Here is a 20,448-nt window from a genome sequence, read left to right as displayed (position 1 = left end):
AAGCCCGGCAGGTTATGCCTGCCGGGCCGGAGATTACTTCGCCAGAATTTCCAGCGCTGTACGCTCAACCAGCGACAGCAGGACTTTGACATCCTCCAGCGTCACCGTTGGGTTCAGCAGCGTCAGCTTCAGGCAGGTGATGCCATTGTGCTCGGTCACGCCGACGTTTGCGCGGCCAGACTCCAGCAGCGCATCACCGATTTTCTGGTTCAGCAGCGCGATTGCCGCGTCGTCCATGGCCGCTTCAGGGCGGAAACGGAACAGCACGCTCGCCAGCTGCGGCTTCATGACCAGCTCCAGCGTTTTATGGCCATCAACCCAGGCGGCAACGTCCTGCGCCATGGTTACGCCATGATCGATGATCGCGGCATAGGTCTTCTGTCCCAGCGCTTCCAGGCTCATCCACAGCTTCAGCGCGTCGAAACGACGGGTCGTCTGCAGCGACTTAGAGACCAGGTTAGGCACGCCTGCTTCTTCGTCAAACTCAGAGTTCAGGTAAGCGGCCTGGTAACGCATCAGCTCATAGTGACGCGCTTCTTTCAGCAAGAAAGCACCGCAGCTGATGGTCTGGAAGTACTGCTTATGGAAGTCGAGCGTGACGGAGTCAACCAGCTCAATACCGTCGAGATAGTGACGATGCTTTTCAGAGAGCAGCAGCGCGCCGCCCCAGGCGGCATCCACGTGCACCCAAATCTGCTGTGCTTTCGCCAGTTCAGCAATCTCGCGCAGCGGGTCAATGGCCCCTGCATCGGTGGTGCCGGCGGTGGCTACAATCGCCATCACCTGCTCGCCGTTGGCTTCACACTGCGCCAGCTTCGCTTTCAGATCGTTCAGATCCATACGCGCGTACTGATCGGTTTTCACCTGCAGTACGGACTGGTAACCCAGACCCATCAGCGCCATATTTTTCTGCACAGAGAAGTGGGCGCTGTCGGAGCAGAGAACGCGAATTTTACGCAGATCGCCTGTCAGCCCATCCTGCTGAATGGAGTGGCCCTGACGCGCGAAGAAAGCATCACGCGCCAGCATCAGCCCCATCAGGTTGCTCTGGGTGCCGCCGCTGGTGAAGACACCCGCGTCGCCAGCCTGGTAGCCCACCTGAGTACGCAGCCACTCGATCAGTTTCATCTCGATGATGGTGGCAGACGGGCTCTGATCCCAGGAGTCCATGCTCTGGTTGGTGGCGTTGATCAGGATCTCCGCCGCCTGGCTCACCACCAGGCTCGGGCAGTGCAGGTGTGCAACGCACTGGGGATGATGCACGGCCAGGCTGTCCTTCAGGAAGTATTCAACGGCGCGCGCAATAGCGGCTTCGTTGCCCAGCCCCTGCGGGCTGAAATCCAGCTGGATACGGTCACGCAGTTCCGCGACCGTTCTGCCTTTGTACATTTCCGGCTGCTGTAGCCACTGCTTTACCGCTTCGGTGCTCTGCGAAATCGCCTGCTGATAGGCTTCAATGCTTTGCGCCGAGGACGACAAAATCGGGTTTACATCTGACATCTTATCTCTCGTCTTCGGTTAAGCCGGGCGAACGCCCGCAGCAAGCAGCGCCTGCTCAAATTTATCCAGGAATACGTTCAGCTCTTGATCGCTGATCAGCAGAGAAGGCAGCAGACGCACAACGTTACCGTTACGGCCACCGCGCTCCAGAATCAGACCCGCTTCGAAGCACTTCTTCTGAATCAGGGCAGAGAGCTCGCCATCGCCCGGGAAGCAACCCAGCTGATCGGCGGCTTCATTTGGCTTAACGATCTCAATACCAATCATCATGCCCAGGCCGCGAACGTGGCCGATAACCGGATAACGTTTCTGCAGCTCAACCAGCTTCGCTTTCAGCCATTCACCCTGTGCAGCGACTTTGTCAGCGATGTTTTGCTCTTTCAGGATCTTAAGGGTGGTGAGGCCGGTTGCCATCGCCAGCTGGTTACCGCGGAAGGTACCGGTATGGTGACCCGGAGCCCAGGCGTCGAACTGCTTTTTGATACCCAGCACGGCCAGCGGCAGACCGCCGCCCACTGCTTTTGACATCACGACGATGTCTGGCTCAATACCCGCGTGTTCGAAGGCGAAGAATTTACCGGTACGGGCAAAGCCTGCCTGCACTTCGTCAAGGATCAGCAGGATACCGTGTTCCTGAGTCACTTTACGGATGCGTTGCAGCCACTCGGCCGGCGCCGGGTTCACGCCACCTTCGCCCTGAACGGCTTCCAGGATCACGGCAGCAGGTTTACGCACGCCGCTCTCAACGTCGTTGATCAGGTTTTCGAAGTAGTAGGTCAGTGCTTTCACGCCAGCTTCACCGCCAATACCCAGCGGGCAGCGGTACTCATGCGGGTAAGGCATGAACTGAACTTCAGGCATCATGCCGTCAACCGCCTCTTTCGGAGAGAGGTTGCCGGTCACGGACAGCGCACCGTGAGTCATGCCGTGATAGCCGCCCGAGAAGCTAATGATGCCGCTACGACCGGTGACTTTTTTCGCCAGCTTCAGCGCTGCCTCAACGGCATCGGCACCGGATGGGCCAGTAAATTGCAGGCAGTACTCTTTGCCTTCGCCCGGCAGCAGGGAGAGCAGGTATTCAGAGAACGCGTCTTTCAACGGCGTTGTCAGATCCAGGGTATGTAACGGCAAGCCGCTGGTAATAACACTTTGGATGCTTTTCAGTACGTCAGGATGGTTGTGACCCAGCGCCAGGGTACCGGCGCCGGCCAGACAATCAAGATACTCTTTATTATCCGCATCCGTTACCCATACGCCGTCCGCCTTTGTGATCGCTAAAGGCAGTTTACGCGGATAACTTCTGACATTGGATTCCATTTCGGCCTGACGGGCCAGGTAGGTCTCGTTGGATTTATTGAAAGTAGAGGCATTCAAAGTATCAATACGGACTTTATCCGTCATCATATCACTCCTACAACCGCGGCACGTCAGGCGGCCCCGATTGAATCATTAGTTAAGAAAAATGAGAAACGTGGCAAAAATCGCGGCCAATATAGAGCCTTTTTTCGTGGGGCTCAATGGTTAATTGTTTAACGTTTTATTACTGGATACATAAATAGCAGAAAGGTACGCGAAACCCGCATGGTACCTGGGGTTGTCGGGTGGTCTGATGAGGTGCAAATTGACGGTTTTACCGAACCTTTACAAAATCAGTTAAGCGCAACGGAAATAGACGAAAACGTTAAATCAGTAGATTTCAGCGACGCAGAGGCAGTATTCTGAATAGCGATTTACGCGCAGTAATTGCAACGTAATGATTTAAATGACTCGGGGTGCCCTTCTTTGTGAAGGCTGAGAAATACCCGTACCACCTGATCTGGATAATGCCAGCGTAGGGAAGTCAGATGCCCTTCACGGCTATCGCTTCTTCACGCAAGGCAGGAGCGATAACATGCAGCCTGACCTGCCCGAACACCTTCTTTTTAACCACTTCCGCGACCGCGCACCGCTGACCCATTGTATGACGAACGATGTGGTGCAAACCTTCACCGCCAACGTACTGCTCGCGTTTGGCGCTTCGCCCGCAATGGTGATCGAGGCCGAAGAAGCCCAGCAGTTCGCTGCGATTGCCGATGCGCTGCTGATCAATGTCGGCACCCTGACGGTGCCCCGTGCGCAGGCGATGCGTTTGGCCGTCGAGAGCGCGCGGGCAGCGGGTAAGCCCTGGACCTTAGATCCCGTAGCCGTAGGCGCACTGGCGTTTCGCACGCAATTTTGCCAGCAACTGCTGGCGCTCAAACCCGCCGCCATTCGCGGCAATGCCTCTGAGATTATGGCCCTCGCCGGCATAAGCGCCGGTGGACGCGGGGTCGATACCACCGATACCGCCAGCAGCGCGCTGCCTGCGGCACAGGCGCTGGCGCGGCAGACGCACGCCATCGTGGCCGTGACCGGAGAGGTGGATTACATCACCGATGGTCAACGCACGAAGCAGGTCACCGGCGGCGATCCGTTAATGACGCGCGTAGTGGGGACAGGCTGCGCGCTCTCTGCGGTGGTGGCGGCCAGCTGTGCCCTGCCTGGCGATCGGCTTGATAACGTTGCCGCGGCCTGCGGCCTGATGAAACGTGCCGGAAGCGAAGCCGCTCAGGCAAGCCAGGGGCCTGGCAGCTTCGCCACCGCGTTCCTTGATGCCATCTGGCACCTGGAGGGGGCGGCATGAAACGGATTAATGCACTGACTATCGCCGGCACCGATCCCAGCGGTGGAGCGGGTATCCAGGCCGATCTGAAAACCTTTTCGGCGCTGGGAGCTTACGGCTGCTCGGTCATTACCGCGCTGGTGGCGCAAAACACCCGTGGGGTGCAGTCGGTCTACCGCATCGAACCCGATTTTGTGGCGGCGCAGCTGGAGTCGGTCTTCAGTGATGTTCGCATCGACACCACCAAAATCGGCATGCTGGCAGAGACGGATATTGTGGAAGCGGTGGCGGAACAACTCCGGCGTCATCAGGTCAAGAGCGTGGTGCTGGATACGGTAATGCTGGCGAAAAGCGGCGATCCGCTGCTCTCTCCCTCGGCGGTTGCGACCCTTCGCAACAAATTGTTGCCGCAGGTCGCGCTTATAACGCCGAACCTGCCGGAGGCTGCGGCGTTGCTCGATGCTCCCCATGCGCGCAGCGAGCAAGAGATGAAAGAGCAGGGCAGAGCGCTACGGGCGTTGGGCTGCGAGGCCGTGTTAATGAAGGGCGGTCATCTGGATGATGCAGAAAGTCCCGACTGGTTGTTCACGCGCGACGGCGAACTGCGCTTCACCGCCCCACGGGTACACACCAAAAACACGCACGGGACCGGCTGTACCCTCTCGGCTGCGCTGGCGGCCTTGCGGCCCCGCCATGAGAACTGGGCCAGCACTGTACAGGAGGCTAAGCACTGGCTCTCCCGCGCCCTGGCCCAGGCAGATACCCTGGAAGTCGGGCAAGGCATCGGCCCGGTCCACCATTTCCACGCCTGGTGGTAGGGCGAGAGTGCATAACGGCGGCGTGTCACGCTGCCGTACCCGAATCGTGCCAGCAGATTGTCCTGAAAATCGGTCTTAAAAGTGGCAAAGATGTTCAGTCGGGACCAGGCTTACCCTGCCCATAAAAACATGGGTCCGGATGACACGCGCCGACATGACGTCGGCACATAGGGGAGCAAAGTTATGACTGATATTACGCAGCTGCTTGGCAAAGATGCCGATAGCCTGTTACAGCACCGTTGTATGACCATTCCAGCCGACAACCTCTACCTGCCTGGCCACGACTACGTCGATCGCGTGATGATCGATAACAACCGCCCGCCTGCGGTGTTGCGCAATATGCAGACGCTGTATAACACCGGGCGTCTTGGCGGCACCGGATATCTCTCTATCCTGCCGGTAGACCAGGGGGTGGAACACTCTGCCGGGGCGTCGTTTGCCGCTAATCCACTCTATTTCGATCCGAAGAATATTGTGGAACTGGCGATCGAAGCGGGCTGTAACTGCGTGGCCTCCACCTATGGCGTGCTGGCCTCCGTCTCGCGCCGCTATGCGCACCGCATTCCTTTCCTTGTGAAACTCAATCACAACGAGACCCTGAGCTATCCTACGGAATATGACCAGACGTTGTATGCCAGCGTGGAGCAAGCCTTCAATATGGGGGCCGTGGCGGTAGGGGCGACCATTTACTTTGGCTCTGAACAGTCGCGTCGCCAGATCGAAGAGATCTCAAGCGCCTTTGAACGTGCGCACGAGCTGGGGATGGTCACCGTCCTGTGGGCCTATCTGCGCAACAATGCGTTCAAAAAAGAGGGCACCGACTATCACGTATCTGCCGACCTTACCGGGCAGGCCAACCACCTGGCGGCGACCATTGGTGCGGATATCGTGAAGCAGAAAATGGCCGAAAATAACGGTGGCTATACGGCGGTGAATTACGGGTATACCGACGAACGGGTCTACAGCAAGCTGACCAGCGATAACCCGATTGACCTGGTCCGTTACCAGCTGGCGAACTGCTACATGGGCCGTGCAGGCTTGATCAACTCCGGTGGTGCCGCAGGCGGCGAGACCGACCTGGCCGACGCGGTACGTACGGCGGTTATCAACAAGCGTGCGGGCGGGATGGGGCTGATTCTGGGCCGCAAAGCCTTTAAAAAATCGATGGCCGACGGCGTGAAACTGATCAATGCCGTGCAGGACGTCTACCTGGACAGCAAGGTCACCATCGCCTGATACCCCTCTCCAGACCCTCTTCCCGGCGGGAAGAGGGTTGCTCGAAACTGCTTTTCATTTCATTCAAACATCCTTCCCGATCGACTTCACAGTTCACCTGTCTTTTGTGAAAACTGTCACTCGTTGCCGTGCATATGCCCAAAAAATGGCCGATGCTTAGCGGAATTTGTCTAAGGCAGCGGACGAATTTTGCGCTTAAAGTTACTTTCGAAACAGCTTTTCAAAATACAAAGTCGCTCTGAACCTCTGTAGTTTTAAGGACTGAAAATGAAAATCGAATCTGTCAATGTCACCGTCTTCCAGTATCCCACGCGCCGCGTCTCTGACACCGCCGGGCATTCGCACCCGGGGCCAGAGAGCCTGGCAAAAATGGCAATGCTGACGATTACCGCAGACGATGGCACCCAAGGGTACGCATTTGCACCGCCGGAAGTAGTGCGCCCTTTTGTGGTCAACACCTTCTTTCGCAAGGTGATGATCGGCCAGGATGCGTTTAATCGCGAGCGCATCTGGCAAGACCTGGCGCACTGGCAGCGCGGCAGCGCCCATCAGCTTAGCGAGCGTGCGCTGGGCTTCGTTGAACAGGCGCTGTGGGATCTGATTGGCCGCAAACTGAATATGCCGGTGTGGAAACTGCTGGGCGGTTATCGCGATAAAGTGCCGGCCTACGGCAGCACCATGTGCGGTGATGACCTGCCGGGTGGCCTCTCCACCCCGGAGGAGTACGCCAGCTTTGCCGAGAAACTGGTGGCGCGCGGTTACAAAGCGATCAAGCTACACACCTGGATGCCGCCAGTCTCCTTCGCCCCGAACCCCAAAATGGATGTTAAAGCCTGCGCCGCCGTGCGTGAGGCGGTGGGGCCGGATATCGATCTGATGATCGACGGCTACCACTGGTATAGCCGGGCCGAAGCGCTGTACATCGGTAAAGAGCTGGAAAAGCTTAATTTCGCCTGGTTTGAGGAGCCGATGGAAGAGGAGAGCATGTCCTCCTACGTCTGGCTGGCAGAGAACCTCTCTATCCCCATCATCGGGCCGGAGAGCCTGGGCGGTAAACATCACAGCCGTGCCGACTGGGTGAAGGCAGGGGCGTGCGACATTCTACGCGCCGGGTCAAATGGAGTGGGCGGTATTACGCCAACCCTGAAGGTGGCCCACCTGGCCGAGTCGTTTGGTATGGATTGCGAAGTCCATGGCAACGGGGCGGCAAGCCTGGCGGTGATTGGGGCAATCAAAAACTGCCGCTGGTATGAGCGCGGTTTATTGCACCCCTTCCTCGACTATGAGGAGCCCGCGGCGTACCTCAACAGCCTGGTCGACCCGATGGACGACGACGGCATGGTCAGCCTGCCAAACCGTCCGGGACTGGGCGAAGACATTAATTTTGCATATATCGAAGCCAATACCGTCAGCCACGACTGACAAATAAAAACGTACCCTACAGGCGATATATACATGAAACGATCTCCCTTAGCTGGCGCGTGCTTGCTCGCGCTCTCGCTGATGATGGGGAGCGGGGCGGCGTACGCAAAAACGCCGCCCGATCAGCTCATCATCGGCATGAATATGAACAACCTGCTGACGCTCGATCCGGCGGCGATGACCGGAAACGAAGTGGTGGGTATTGTGGTCAATCTCTATGATTCGCTGGTGGAGCTGGATCCGAATCAACTCACCAACGTGAAACCGGCCCTGGCGAAATCCTGGGATATTGCCCCGGACGGCAAAACCCTGACCTTCCATTTGCGCGATAACGTCACCTTTCATTCCGGTAACCCGCTTACCGCCGAGGATGTCGTCTGGTCGATGCGTCGCCTGCTGCACCTGAATCTGGCCCAGGCCTCGGTGTGGAAATCCTACGGCTTTAGCAAGAAGAACATTGATCAGCAGGTGAGTGCGCCAGATGCCTACACCGTGCAAATCGTCCTGCCAAAAGCCAATGACCCGCAGCTGGTGATTTACTCTCTCGGGGCGCTTGGCAACCTTGGCGTGCTCGACAGCAAAACCGTGCAACAGCATGAAGTGAATAACGACTGGGGCAACCGCTGGCTCACCACGAACGAAGCGGGTTCCGGCCCCTTTATGCTGGAGACCTGGCAGGCAAAAGATGTGCTGCGTATGCAGCGCAATCCGCACTACTGGCGAGACGCGCCTAAAATGAATCGCATTGTGTTGCGCCATTTCCAGGAGTCGCAAACCCTGCGTCTGATGATTGAAAAGGGCGACCTCGACATTGCCAACAATATGGCGGTTGCCGATATCAATGCCTTACGTAAGGATCCGCAGCTGACGGTAGAGGCCGTGCAGAAAGGGACGGTTTACTACGTAGCGATGAGCATGAAAGAGGCCCATTTCGCCAATCCGAAAGTGCGCGAGGCGGTGCGCTACCTCATTGATTATCAGGGCATCAACAAAGCGCTGATGCCGGGCTACGGCGTGCTGCATCAGCGGCCCATCAAGGCGGGGATGCCCTCCACGCTGCCGGATCCCGGCTATAAGCTGGATATCCCGCGCGCTAAAAAACTGCTGGCAGAGGCAGGGTATCCGGAAGGATTCGACACTACCCTGCGCGTGCTGGCGGATCAGCCCTTCCTTAATATTGCCATCGCCGTGCAGTCCACCCTGATGCAGGCGGGGATCAACGCCAAAATCGTTACCGGTACCGGGAACCAGATTTATGGAGCCATGCGCGAGCGCAAATTCGACATGCTGGTCGGGCGTGGGGGGAGCGGCGTAGAGCCTCATCCACACTCCAGCCTGCGCGCGCTGGTCTATAACCCCGACAACAGCGACGAAGCGCGGCTGACCAACTTCCAGGGCTGGCGCACCAGCTTCTACGATAAGCCGCTCAACGCGATGATCGACAAGGCGCTGCTGGAGCGCGATCCGCAAAAACAGATTGCCGACTATCAGCAGATCCAGGTGCGCTATGACCAACTGATACCGGCGCTGATCCCGCTGTCACAGATGGTGGATTCGGTAGTGGTGCGTAACGAAGTGAAAAACTTCCAGTCGCATCCGTCGGCCACCACCTTCCTGCGTGAAGTCTATAAAACCGGAGGTGAACAATGAGTGTGGCGATCCTCGCGTCGGGCTCCCGTACCCGGCGCTTCTCAAAGCGGGTGACTCAGGTGCTGATCACGCTGTTTGGCCTGCTGGTGCTCACCTTCTTTATTGGTCGGGTGATGCCGGTTGACCCGGTACTAGCGATTGTGGGCCCGGATGCCGACCACAGTACCTATCAGCAGGTTTATCAGCAGCTAGGTTTTGATCAATCTCTGCTGACGCAGTTTGGTATCTACCTGAACAACTTGCTGCACGGCAATCTGGGGAATGCGCTGCTGACCGGTAAGCCGGTGCTGGACGATATTTTACGCGTCTTCCCGGCCACGCTGGAGCTGGCGACGATGGCGATCATTGTCGGCGCAGGGCTGGGTATTCCGCTGGGCGTTCTGGCCGCCGCGCGGCGCAACAGCGTTTCCGATTACGTGGTGCGCATTATCAGCCTGGCGGGTTACTCCACACCCATCTTCTGGGTCGGCATGATGGGGCTGCTGCTGTTTTACGCCTGGCTTGGCTGGGTGGGGGGCGCCGGACGTCTGGATCTGGGGCTGGACGGTTTAGTCCCGCGCCGTACCGGACTCATGACCGTCGATGCCCTGCTGGCGGGTAACAGCGCCGTATTCTGGAATGCCATTAACCACCTGGTGCTACCTGCCTCACTGCTGGGTTTTCATTCGCTGGCCTACATCAGCCGTATGACCCGTAGCTTTATGCTGGCGCAGCTGTCGCAGGAGTTCATTATCACCGCCCGCGTAAAAGGGTTAACCGAGCGGCAGGTTATCTGGAACCACGCGTTTCGTAATATCCTGGTGCAGTTGTTAACCGTGGTCGCGCTGGCCTACGGTTCGCTGCTGGAAGGGGCCGTCCTGATTGAGACCGTCTTCTCCTGGCCTGGCTTTGGCTCCTATCTTACTGGCAGCCTGCTGCTGGGGGATATGAATGCGGTAATGGGCTGCGTGCTGCTGGTAGGGATAATCTTTGTGATGCTCAACCTGCTCTCCGACATGCTGTATCAACTCTTTGACCCGAGGACGAAATCATGACCGTTTCTCTGGATACGCCGCTGGGGGCGGGGCAATCTGAAAGCCGCCAGCGTATCAAACGTTCACTTTCACGCATGGTGGGCTTTCTTGGGCAGATGGCGCGCAACCCCCTTACCGCGATTGGCGGCGGGATTATCTTGCTGCTGCTGATTGTGGCGATATTTGCCCCCTGGATCGCCCCGTATAACCCGCTGGTGCAGGATCTCAATAACGCCCTGGTGGCCCCTAATGGCCAGCACTGGTTCGGTACCGATGAATTTGGCCGGGATATCTTTAGCCGTCTGGTGTATGGCGCGCGAATCACGCTTTATATCGTGTTGCTGGTGTCGGTCACGGTCGGCCCGCTGGGGCTACTGCTGGGCGTGACCGCCGGCTATTTTGGCGGCAAGGTGGATGCGGTACTGATGCGGGTGACTGACATCTTTATCTCCTTCCCGAGCCTGGTTCTGGCGCTGGCGTTTGTTGCCGCGCTGGGGCCTGGGCTGGAGCACGTGGTCATTGCGATTACGATCACCGCCTGGCCGCCGATTGCCCGCCTCGCCAGGGCTGAAACGCTCTCTTTACGGCAGGCCGATTTCATCTCCGCCGTCCGTTTACAGGGCGCTTCCCCGGTGCGTGTCCTCTGGCGTCACATTGTGCCGCTGTGCCTGCCGTCGGTGATTATCCGTATCACCATGAACATGGCCGGCATCATTCTGACCGCCGCCGGGCTCGGTTTCCTTGGCCTGGGGGCACAGCCGCCAGAGCCGGAGTGGGGGGCGATGATCTCCAGCGGCCGGACCTACATGATGGAGTGCTGGTGGGTAGTAACGATCCCGGGGCTGGCGATTTTAATCAACAGTCTGGCGTTCAACTTCTTAGGAGATGGCTTACGTGACATCCTCGATCCTCGCAGCGCCTGATGCGCCGCTGTTAGATGTGCGCGATCTGCACGTCGATTTTATCAACGGACGTGCGGTCACCAACGCGGTGCGCGGCGTCTCCTTCCAGTTGGGGCGTGAGAAGCTGGCGATTGTCGGCGAATCCGGCTCCGGAAAATCTACCGTTGGGCGCGCGCTGATGCGTCTGCACCCGGCAAAGGCGCGGATTAGTGCGACAAAAATGCAGTTTGGCGATGTGGATTTACGCACCGTCAGCGAGGCGAAAATGCGTGCGATCCGCGGCAAACGCATCTCAATGATCATGCAGGACCCAAAGTATTCGCTCAATCCGGTGGTCTGCGTGGGGGATCAAATCGCTGAGGCATGGCTTACCCACCACCCCGGCCGTAAGGCGGAGGCCAAAACCAAAGTGCTGGAGATGCTCGACGTCGTGCGTATTCGCCAGCCGGAGCGGGTTTATCACTTGTACCCGCACGAGATCTCCGGCGGGCAGGGGCAGCGCATCATGATTGCCATGATGTTAATCACCGACCCCGAACTGGTGATTGCCGATGAACCCACCTCGGCGCTGGACGTCTCGGTGCGCTTACAAGTGCTGGGATTGCTGGATGATTTGGTGCAGTCGCGCGGGCTGGGGCTGATATTTATCAGCCACGACATCAACCTGGTCCGTAGCTTCTGCGATCGGGTGCTGGTGATGTATGCCGGGCGCGTGGTGGAGTCGATCGCCGCCAGCGAGCTGCACAATGCACAGCATCCCTACACCCAGGGGCTGATCGATGCCCTGCCGGAAATTAACCATCGCCGCCCGGTGTTGCCGGTGCTGCAACGTCAGGCCAGCTGGCTCAGCGAATAGGGAGGGGCCATGATCGATATACAGAATCTTAATCTGACTTTCGGCGAAGGTGAAAAGCGCACCCAGGTGCTGTACGACGTGAATATCCATGTTCAGCCAGGCGAGATTTATGGCCTGGTGGGAGAGTCGGGCTCCGGCAAAACCACGGTACTGAAATGCCTGGCGGGGCTTTTCACCCACTGGGAGGGGGCGCTCGCTATTGATGGGGTCGCGCTCGGACGTAGCATCAGCGCTGAGCGTTGTCGTCGGGTCCAGATGGTGTTCCAGGATCCCTACGGCTCGCTACACCCGCGCCACACTATCGGCGATATTCTGGAAGAGCCGCTGCAAATCCATGGGATGAAAGAGCGGGATCGCCGTATTCACACCCTGCTGGATCGGGTGGGATTAAACCGGGCTTTTCGCGATCGCTATCCGCATCAGCTTTCAGGCGGGCAACGCCAGCGTGTGGCTATCGCCCGCGCGTTAATACTGGAGCCGCAGGTCTTACTGCTGGATGAGCCCACCTCGGCACTGGACGTATCGGTACAGGCGGAGATCCTCAACCTGCTGGCAGAGTTGCAGCGGGAGTCGAATCTCACCTATCTGATGGTCACGCATGATCTGGGAGTGATTGCCCATCTCTGCCAGAAAGTAGCGGTAATGCAGTACGGCAAGATCCTTGAAACGCTGAGCGTGGATGAACTGGTCGCCGGTCATGCGAAGACGGATTACACGCGAATGCTGGTCAATGCCAGTCAACAATATAGCCGTGAGATGGCGCGTGAGGTGGCGGCGTATTAAGCCAGGCCGGTCAGTCACCTGACCGGCAAAGATTAACGCAGTAGCGGGCAGTCCGGCGGCAGGCGGCACTTAAGCGCACCCGGTAGCAACGACATACGGAAGTGCGTGCCACTTAGCGGTTCACCGTCCAGATTGAAAGTCATGCCGTGTGGGGCATTCACCTCAAACCAGGCAGACTGGCTGTCAATGACGTTCGGACTCTCTTCCGGATGCGTCAACGTGGTGAAGAGGGCAGGGAGCAGCTCGTCAGAGGTAAAAATGCGCAGCTGCAGCTGCCCGTCGTTGATCAGCGCCTCGGGACAGAGCTGCTGACCGCCGCCCGCCTGGCGTCCGTTACCAATGCCGATAACCAGCGCGTTCCCCTGCCAGTTAAAGTTCTCACCGGTGATTTCACAGCTATCTGGCTTGAGCAGGTCCATCCTGACCAGTCCATGAAGAAGATAAGAGACGCCGCCCAGTGCGTCTTTTAATTTTTCCGGCGTTTCACTGGTAATACGTGTGCCAAAACCGCCGGTCGCCATATTGATAAAGCAGGTTTTATCGTTAACCCGGGCGATATCCATTGCCGTCGCTTTTCCGGCGATCGCCAGCTGCAGTGCCTTATCCAGACTCTCCGGCACGCCGGCGCTGGTGGCAAAGTCGTTAGCGGTGCCCAGCGGTAAAATCCCCAGCGCCGGACGCCGGGCTTCGGGTACCGCAATCAGCCCGGTTGCCACCTCATTTATGGTGCCATCGCCTCCGCCGGCGATCACGGTCTCTACGCCCAGGGCGCAGGCTTCGTCGATATAGCGCGCCGCGTCGCCTTTCTCCCAGGTCACGCGGACGTGGATCACCACGCCCTCTTCGCGTAACAGGGTGATGGCCTGGCGTAAAAGATCGTTGCCAGCCCCTTTGCCATTGAGAATTAATAAACTTGCGGGATAGGTTGCCATCCACGTTGCTCCTGTTCGGGTCTCTGAAAAGTGTATCGCAGCGCGAGAAAAAACGGGTAAGAAGAGGATGAAAGAGTTGAAATTTCGTCATCGCCCCCGGCAGGGGGGCGGCGTAAGGCAATAAATTAGCAGTCCCGGGCCCCCCAGGGGCAGAGGGAGAAGGCGCAGAACGGACGCCGTTTACAGTGGGTTATCAGGGCGCCGCTGTTGCCGGGGCAGCGGGTCCCGGTGAGAAATTCAGACCAAAGTGCGTCTTTATAGGGGAATACACGAAGAATGTGCAGCTCTCTGAGGGTGCCGTCTACGGCTATGCCAAAGGGGCCAGTGACAAGGATTGAACCAACGCTGATGAAATAATCGCCTTTATACCAAACTATCATCCTGATGTTTTTTACCGTGAGTACATGAACAAAAATCGTTCCCGTTGCAGGACAGACCATCCTGTTTTCAACGACCCAATACATATTACCTCCTTTCCCTAAGGTAAATTTATATACGCGGAAAGAATAACATTATGTATCTCTATGAATAGACTGAAATTCAATATCAAACGAATCGATGCGTTTCTACAGGTAAACAGAGATAAATTTACGTAACTGCGGAGAGAAAACGGGGAATGGCAGGCAAAAAAATAAGCCTGCGTAAGGGAGATTACACCACTTTACAGCAGGCACTTCCAACGGTGCAATGCGGGTTGGCGCGGCTCACAAGCCCATTGAAAGCCACTATTAAACATTACATTGTCGATACGAAAACTACTAGTAATACAGGTGCGCATACACCCGCGATAGCTACTTTTGATGGCGCTAATCAGGGTAGGGAAATCGCGCTCACCTCTGGCCGGCTGGATACACAATATTCATCTGCGGGTACCGGCTCAGCTGGAATGGACGCGTACATGGTAGGAATTGGAGCTCTGAGAATTGGGTCTCATAGGCATATGGTCGTCATTGGCGCGCACGGTCACACCTTCACAGTAAACGCTGCCGTTAACACTGAAAACACTGTGAAGCACATCGTATATAACTATATTGTGAGGCTTGCTTAATGACTTTTAAAATGACGGTTCAGAGCCGGACTACAACAATTTATAACTATCGTTCTGACACGATGGAGTTCATTAGCAAAGAGGTTGCTCTTAATCCACCGTTACTGGGCTCCCTGCTAACTCCACAACTACACCAGCCCCCAAGATTCAACCGGGATACAACGCGACTTTTCATGATAAAAGTGAGGTGTGAAAAATAATTGAAGATCACAGGGCGGAAATTTTTTAATACTCAAACCAGAGAACCAATACACGTAACAGCGCCGGGAAGCTAACCTGAAGGTGTTACTGCAATAGCGCCTAATAATACATGTTAAAAATGGGATAGAGAGATTTGGGTTGATGATTCTTTGGCTGAGAAAAATGCGTTGATTGAAGACGCAACTCTACAAAAGGCCGTATTGCTAAAACAGGCAACAGATGAAATATCTACTTTGCAGGACGCTGTGGATTTGAACATAGCAACAGATGACGAAGCTGAACGATTGCAGAAAAAGAAAATTTATCGAGTCATGTTGAGTCGGGTAAATCCGAGCGATGGACCAGCCATTGTCTGGCCTGAAATCGACTAACTATCAACAAGAGTTAGCCTGAGATTTTCAGGCTAACTTATAATTTGTCATAAGCCGTTATGTTTGATGAGTCGGCTGGCTTTCGTCGTAATGAATGTACAGTCATCAGGAATGTCACTATTAACAAGGGACATTGCACCAATTTTTACATTATCACCGATAGTGTGACCCAGTCCGATAATGCACGTATTTGCTCCGATATCAACATTATCGCCAATATGTAATATTAGCGATTTACTCTCACCGTCTTTTTGACCAATGGTTGTATTCTGACGAATAACAAAATTCTCACCAATGCTTACAGCATGATGAATTACAATTCCATTATGATGCGGGATTGAAAGCCCTTTCCCTATCTGCGCCCCCAACGAAATCTCACAACCAAATTTAGTTATTAAAAGGGTACTGAGTTGCTTGGCTGCTTTCTTTTCTAGCTTACTACCATGAATATACATTTGATTTGCCAGTCGCCACCAGAAGAGGTAGTTACGACCAAAGTGTTTTTTCTCGCGTAAAAGCCTGTGTATTGAGAACTTGTCTCTTCTGATAACTTCGTGTTTCCAGTAAACAAAAAGTTCGTGTGTGTTTCCAAAGAGAAGGAAATTTATTGCCAATAAGTACTTAATCATGACCAACCTTGATAGCTCTTTTTGTATGGATTTTGACTATGTATCCGTAAACTACATTAAACCGTCATATTATGGCATAAATTCATCACAATTTAATAATTCAGATTTTGATGATTGATTAAGAGTCATCGTTGTGTCACACCCCAGCCAACTCCGATAAGTAGCCCCTTTCTCATTCGCACTAGACAATACGCTCACTCCATAATCACAGGGTTAAACGGATAAGCGATTATCATAACGGCGTCGAGGTCATCGAGATAAACGATGGCACACGCACCATTTCCACCGTCTCGACGGCAATCATCGGCATGGTCTGCACTGCCAGCGATGCTGACAAGAAAGCTTTTCCCCTCAACGAGCCGGTAGTGATTACCAGCGTGCAGAGCGCCATCGCGAAAGCGGGTAAGCTCGGCACCCTTTCAGCCTCCCTGTAGGCTAGCGCCGACCAGTGCAAGCCGGTCATTGTCATTGTGTGCGTTGCTGAAGGTACTGAAAACCCCGACGACAAAGAGGCCGCGCAGAAACAAACCATTTCCAACATCATCGGCACGACCGACGAAAACGGGAAATACACCGGTCTCAAGACGCTGTCAGCGGCGAAAACCGTCACCGGCGTCAAGCCCCGCATTCTCGGCGTGCCGGGGCTGGATGCTCAGGAAGTCGCGACCGCGCTTGCTTCCACCTGCCAGAGCCTGCACGCGTTTGGCTATATCAGCGCGTGGGGCTGCAAAACCATTTCCGAGGCCATCAACTACCGCGACAACTTTGATCAGCGCGAGCTGATGGTCATTCACCCCGATTTTCTGGCGTGGGATACCACGGCGAACGAAACCACGATCGCATGGGCGACGGCGCGTGCGCTGGGTCTGCGTTCCAGAATCGACCAAAAGACCGGCTGGCATAAAACGCTGTCAAACGTGGGCGTTAACGGTGTGACCGGTGTCAGCGCATCGGTGTCGTGGGATGTGCAGGACAAAGCCACTGACGCCAACCTGCTTAACGAGGCGGGGGTCACGACCCTGATTCGAAACGACGGCTTTAAATTCTGGGGCAACCGCACCTGCTCTGACGATCCGCTCTTCCTGTTTGAAAACTACACCCGCACCGCGCAGGTGCTGGCCGATACGATGGCGGAGGCGCACGCGTGGGCAATGGATAAGTCCATCACCACGACGCTGATTCGTGACGTCATGGAGGGTATCAACGTCAAATTCCGCGAGCTGAAAACCAACGGTTACATAGTCGACGGGAAATGCTGGTACGACCCGGAGTCGAACGACGTCGCCACCCTCAAGGCGGGTAAGCTGTATATCGATTACGACTACACCCCCGTTACCCCGCTGGAAAATCTGACCCTGCGCTAGCGCATCTCTGATAACCTCAACGGAAACGGCAACACGACGGGTTTAGGGATTGAGGTTAAGGTTTCGGATGTGGAGTACGAAAGCGAAGAATTAAATCAGAATTAATGGTTTAACTATATGTGATGTAAGGAAATAATGGTTAAAATTAGCGCATCAGAAATTAAAATGAGATGCTCGCCATGTTTCACTGCCCTAAAGCCATTACGCCGCACACGCCGCTATTTTTTCTGACACGACAAAAGAGCACTAACATCAACTGCAGCGCGACATTTGTCGCCACTGAAACCGTCGATCGCTTTATTGTTTCGCCGGATGTGTTAATACCAACTCCATTGCATACGACAACATCAGGGCAGCAGCAAATCAACTGGATGCGACAAATAACCATGCAACTGCGGTGGTTTTTATATTGGTTATCAAAACATGCACATAGAAAAAAATTCAGGCATCATTAGCTGTTGCCACGCGGATGTGTGGTGTTCGTAAATTAAAAAAACAGAAATCAATTAGGAAGCGGTAATGCTTAAATACTTTTTTGCAGCATATTTTTTACTCTTTGGAAATACACAAGATCTCTTCAAATACTGGAAAGCTGAAATCATCCGGCGTGATAAGTTCTCGCTACATAGGCTTTTGAGGGAGAAGAAAACGCGGGAGAGAAACTTTTTGTTCTGGTGGCGGCTTGCAAACGAAATGTTTATACACGGTGGAAAGTTTACAAAAAGGGCGGCGCGCAAGATTAATATCAAACTGCTTAACGAATACGGTTGCGATCTAGGTCTTGGGTTAAGGGTAGGTAAGGGGTTAACGATTTTTCATCATACTGGCATCATTGTAACCAGCACAGCAATCATCGGTGAAAATCTAACCATCAGGCAAAACACTACGATTGGCCGCAAGCAATCTGATGACGATAATGATGTTCTGAGTATTGGGAACAATGTCGATATTGGCGCACATACATTCATCCTGGGGTCAAACTTTGAGATAGGTGACAACGTCAAAATAGGCGCGATGTCATTTGTTATGGATAATATTCCGTCTGGATGCACGTTCATCACGAAGAAAGATGCCAGAATAGTAAATCAGCTATAATCACAACAACCCCCGCACATGCGGGGCTTTTAGCGCGAGGATTTATGTGGCTGGCGGGATACTAAGTACCCAGCTTTCTGCGTGGGCTGTAAAGCGTGTGATCGACCACGATAAAACCTTTGAGAAGTACTGTGTTACCTGAGCAGGTTGCACACCGGTTAGCCTAGCAAATGATGCCTGATTTCCGTTGTAATATTTTTTGATGTAATCGTTTAGGGACATTGGTTCCAGTTATCTCCGCTGATTTGGTGTTTTTTATATAGTGGAACACTATACTTTAATTAATGCAAATTCTCACTCAGCCAAAAAAAACCTGCCGGGTGGACAGAGTTCTAATTGATGTGGTCAATGTGTGGACATTGAGTGAAATAAAAAAATAAGCCTGCGTAAGGGAGATTGCACAGGCTAAGGAGGTGGTTCCTGGTACAGCTAGCATTTATGGGTTATGTTTTTCAGCGCTGGGGATAATACCCGTATTGAACGCAGCGGTATGTGATCCGATTCTAAGAATTATCCCACCCTGAAGAAATAACCCCACTAAATTACTTCGCGTAAGGCGTACGGCTGTTTTCACCGTCGAAATTACGCATCAGCAGCGCATACTCCAGCGCGATATCTTCAGGGACCGGCAACCAGACAGTATGGCCATCGCCCGGCGCCACGGAAACGGCTTCGCCTTTGCCATTTTCCATATGTTCCAGCGTGAAGTTAACATTGCCCTGCGGCGTCATCAGTTCCATGCTGTTGCCCACGAGGAATTTGTTTTTCACGGCGACGGCCGCCAGCGGCCCTTTACGCTCACCGGTAAATTCCCCAACAAACTGCTGGCGCTCGGAAAGGGAGTGGCCGTAATCATAGTTCTGATAATCGTCGTGGGTATGGCGACGCAGGAAGCCTTCGGTGTAGCCGCGATGGGCCAGCCCTTCCAGCGTATCCAGTAGCCCAGTGTCGAATGGCTTGCCGGCTGCGGCATCGTCTATCGCTTTACGATAGACCTGAGCGGTACGCGCACAGTAGTAGTAGGATTTGGTGCGACCTTCAATCTTCAGAGAGTGCACGCCCATTTTCGTCAACCGTTCGGTATGAGCTATGGCCCGCAGATCTTTGGAGTTCATGATGTAGGTGCCATGCTCGTCCTCAAAGGCGGTCATGTACTCGCCCGGGCGCTGGTTCTCTTCAATCATGAACACTTTATCCGTCGGAGCGCCAATACCCAGCGTCGGCTCAACGGTCTGTACGGGAATCGGTTCGTATTTGTGTACGATATTCCCGATATCGTCCTCTTTCCCTTCCTGGACTTTATATTCCCAGCGGCAGGCGTTAGTACAGGTGCCCTGGTTCGGGTCGCGCTTATTGATATAGCCCGAGAGCAGGCAGCGGCCAGAGTAGGCCATGCACAGTGCACCGTGGACGAAGATCTCCAGTTCCATATCGGGAACCTGGGTACGAATCTCTTCGATCTCCTCAAGCGACAGTTCGCGGGAGAGAATAACGCGGGTCAGCCCCATCTGTTTCCAGAACTTCACCGTCGCCCAGTTAACGGCGTTAGCCTGCACGGAGAGATGAATATCCATCTGCGGGAAGTGTTCACGTACCAACATGATCAGGCCGGGATCCGACATAATCAGGGCATCCGGCCCCATCTCTACCACCGGCTGCAGGTCGCGGATAAAGGTTTTCAGCTTGGCGTTGTGCGGGGCGATGTTGACCACTACATAGAATTTCTTGCCGAGGGCATGCGCTTCATTAATGCCCTGCTGCAGATTCTCGTGGTTGAATTCATTATTACGCACGCGCAGGGAGTAACGCGGCTGGCCCGCATAAACGGCATCGGCGCCATAGGCGAAGGCGTAACGCATATTTTTCAGCGTTCCCGCCGGGGAGAGAAGTTCCGGTTTAAACATGTATGTTCTCGTTCTGATGACAGGTCAGATGCGCCTCACAAGGTGGGCGCCAGGGGGAGATCCCCTACTTTAAGGGCGGGCAT

Annotated in this window: 18 protein-coding genes, 2 pseudogenes and 1 riboswitch; of the genes and pseudogenes, 14 read left to right on the top strand and 6 right to left on the bottom strand. The window is 54.9% G+C overall.

Annotated features, from left to right (window positions below; translation table 11 throughout):
- Window positions 1-33 precede the first annotated feature (33 nt).
- Window positions 34-1,500 (bottom strand): pyridoxal phosphate-dependent decarboxylase family protein, encoded by a 1,467-nt coding sequence (locus WFN75_RS10500; protein ID WP_040074847.1) that lies wholly within the window; start codon window positions 1,498-1,500, stop codon window positions 34-36.
- A gap of 18 nt (window positions 1,501-1,518) precedes the next feature.
- A complete protein-coding gene (locus WFN75_RS10495; protein WP_040074848.1) occupies window positions 1,519-2,904 on the bottom strand; it encodes a diaminobutyrate--2-oxoglutarate transaminase in 1,386 nt (461 codons plus the stop codon).
- Between the two features lie 354 nt (window positions 2,905-3,258).
- Window positions 3,259-3,355: riboswitch (TPP riboswitch) on the top strand.
- A 36-nt stretch (window positions 3,356-3,391) separates the two neighbouring features.
- Between WFN75_RS10495 and thiM the strand changes: the two genes are divergently transcribed.
- The 9 genes from thiM (at window position 3,392) to WFN75_RS10450 (ending at window position 12,821) form a co-directional block, all read left to right on the top strand.
- A complete protein-coding gene (gene thiM / locus WFN75_RS10490; protein WP_336996121.1) occupies window positions 3,392-4,162 on the top strand; it encodes a hydroxyethylthiazole kinase in 771 nt (256 codons plus the stop codon).
- Window positions 4,159-4,959: a bifunctional hydroxymethylpyrimidine kinase/phosphomethylpyrimidine kinase gene (gene thiD, locus WFN75_RS10485; RefSeq protein WP_207292076.1), complete on the top strand. Its 801-nt coding sequence runs from the start codon at window positions 4,159-4,161 to the stop codon at window positions 4,957-4,959. The genes thiM and thiD overlap by 4 nt, the downstream gene beginning before the upstream one ends.
- Window positions 4,960-5,142: 183 nt before the next feature.
- Window positions 5,143-6,195: a class I fructose-bisphosphate aldolase gene (gene fbaB, locus WFN75_RS10480; RefSeq protein ID WP_040074852.1), complete on the top strand. Its 1,053-nt coding sequence runs from the start codon at window positions 5,143-5,145 to the stop codon at window positions 6,193-6,195.
- Window positions 6,196-6,462: 267 nt separating this feature from the next.
- Window positions 6,463-7,617: a mandelate racemase family protein gene (locus WFN75_RS10475; protein WP_207292075.1), complete on the top strand. Its 1,155-nt coding sequence runs from the start codon at window positions 6,463-6,465 to the stop codon at window positions 7,615-7,617.
- A 33-nt stretch (window positions 7,618-7,650) separates the two neighbouring features.
- Window positions 7,651-9,267, top strand: a complete 1,617-nt coding sequence (locus WFN75_RS10470; protein WP_207292074.1) for an ABC transporter substrate-binding protein — start codon at window positions 7,651-7,653, stop codon at window positions 9,265-9,267.
- On the top strand, window positions 9,264-10,301 hold the full coding sequence (locus WFN75_RS10465) for an ABC transporter permease (protein WP_040074855.1): 1,038 nt from the start codon (window positions 9,264-9,266) through the stop codon (window positions 10,299-10,301). Before WFN75_RS10470 ends, WFN75_RS10465 begins: the two co-directional genes overlap by 4 nt.
- Window positions 10,298-11,203: an ABC transporter permease gene (locus WFN75_RS10460; protein WP_040074856.1), complete on the top strand. Its 906-nt coding sequence runs from the start codon at window positions 10,298-10,300 to the stop codon at window positions 11,201-11,203. Before WFN75_RS10465 ends, WFN75_RS10460 begins: the two co-directional genes overlap by 4 nt.
- A complete protein-coding gene (locus WFN75_RS10455; RefSeq protein WP_207292073.1) occupies window positions 11,175-12,038 on the top strand; it encodes an ABC transporter ATP-binding protein in 864 nt (287 codons plus the stop codon). The genes WFN75_RS10460 and WFN75_RS10455 overlap by 29 nt, the downstream gene beginning before the upstream one ends.
- A 9-nt stretch (window positions 12,039-12,047) precedes the next feature.
- Complete coding sequence (locus WFN75_RS10450; protein WP_207292072.1) at window positions 12,048-12,821, top strand: ABC transporter ATP-binding protein; 774 nt, start codon at window positions 12,048-12,050, stop codon at window positions 12,819-12,821.
- A 32-nt stretch (window positions 12,822-12,853) separates the two neighbouring features.
- On the opposite strand, the gene yegS is transcribed toward WFN75_RS10450, so the two are convergent.
- A complete protein-coding gene (yegS, locus tag WFN75_RS10445) occupies window positions 12,854-13,753 on the bottom strand; it encodes a lipid kinase YegS (protein ID WP_207292071.1) in 900 nt (299 codons plus the stop codon).
- A 125-nt stretch (window positions 13,754-13,878) separates the two neighbouring features.
- Window positions 13,879-14,217, bottom strand: a complete 339-nt coding sequence (locus WFN75_RS10440; RefSeq protein WP_233801752.1) for an anti-adapter protein iraM — start codon at window positions 14,215-14,217, stop codon at window positions 13,879-13,881.
- Window positions 14,218-14,369: 152 nt separating this feature from the next.
- Here WFN75_RS10440 and WFN75_RS10435 point away from each other — a divergent pair, with 152 nt between their 5' ends.
- Window positions 14,370-14,801, top strand: coding sequence for a hypothetical protein (locus tag WFN75_RS10435; protein WP_212477775.1), 432 nt, complete (start codon window positions 14,370-14,372; stop codon window positions 14,799-14,801).
- Window positions 14,802-15,133: 332 nt separating this feature from the next.
- A complete protein-coding gene (locus WFN75_RS10430) occupies window positions 15,134-15,373 on the top strand; it encodes a tail fiber assembly protein (protein ID WP_263617282.1) in 240 nt (79 codons plus the stop codon).
- Between the two features lie 47 nt (window positions 15,374-15,420).
- On the opposite strand, the gene WFN75_RS10425 is transcribed toward WFN75_RS10430, so the two are convergent.
- On the bottom strand, window positions 15,421-16,002 hold the full coding sequence (locus WFN75_RS10425) for a serine acetyltransferase (RefSeq protein WP_212477777.1): 582 nt from the start codon (window positions 16,000-16,002) through the stop codon (window positions 15,421-15,423).
- Window positions 16,003-16,223: 221 nt separating this feature from the next.
- Here WFN75_RS10425 and WFN75_RS10420 point away from each other — a divergent pair.
- From WFN75_RS10420 to WFN75_RS10415, 3 genes and pseudogenes are all read left to right on the top strand, one after another.
- A pseudogene (locus WFN75_RS10420) lies at window positions 16,224-17,366 on the top strand (phage tail sheath protein).
- Window positions 17,367-17,471 (top strand): annotated as a pseudogene (locus WFN75_RS22665) (late control protein); the annotation flags it as partial.
- A gap of 414 nt (window positions 17,472-17,885) precedes the next feature.
- A complete protein-coding gene (locus tag WFN75_RS10415) occupies window positions 17,886-18,461 on the top strand; it encodes a serine acetyltransferase (RefSeq protein ID WP_212477778.1) in 576 nt (191 codons plus the stop codon).
- Window positions 18,462-19,003: 542 nt separating this feature from the next.
- Here WFN75_RS10415 and trhP read toward each other — a convergent pair.
- A complete protein-coding gene (gene trhP, locus WFN75_RS10410) occupies window positions 19,004-20,365 on the bottom strand; it encodes a prephenate-dependent tRNA uridine(34) hydroxylase TrhP (protein ID WP_288820708.1) in 1,362 nt (453 codons plus the stop codon).
- Window positions 20,366-20,448: the final 83 nt, after the last annotated feature.

Origin of the sequence: Leclercia sp. UBA7405 (genome assembly GCF_037152215.1) — a bacterium.
Lineage (GTDB): Bacteria > Pseudomonadota > Gammaproteobacteria > Enterobacterales > Enterobacteriaceae > Enterobacter > Enterobacter pneumoniae.
The sequence above is the reverse complement of the archived record's forward strand: the minus strand, read 5'-3'. Positions and strand labels throughout refer to the sequence as shown.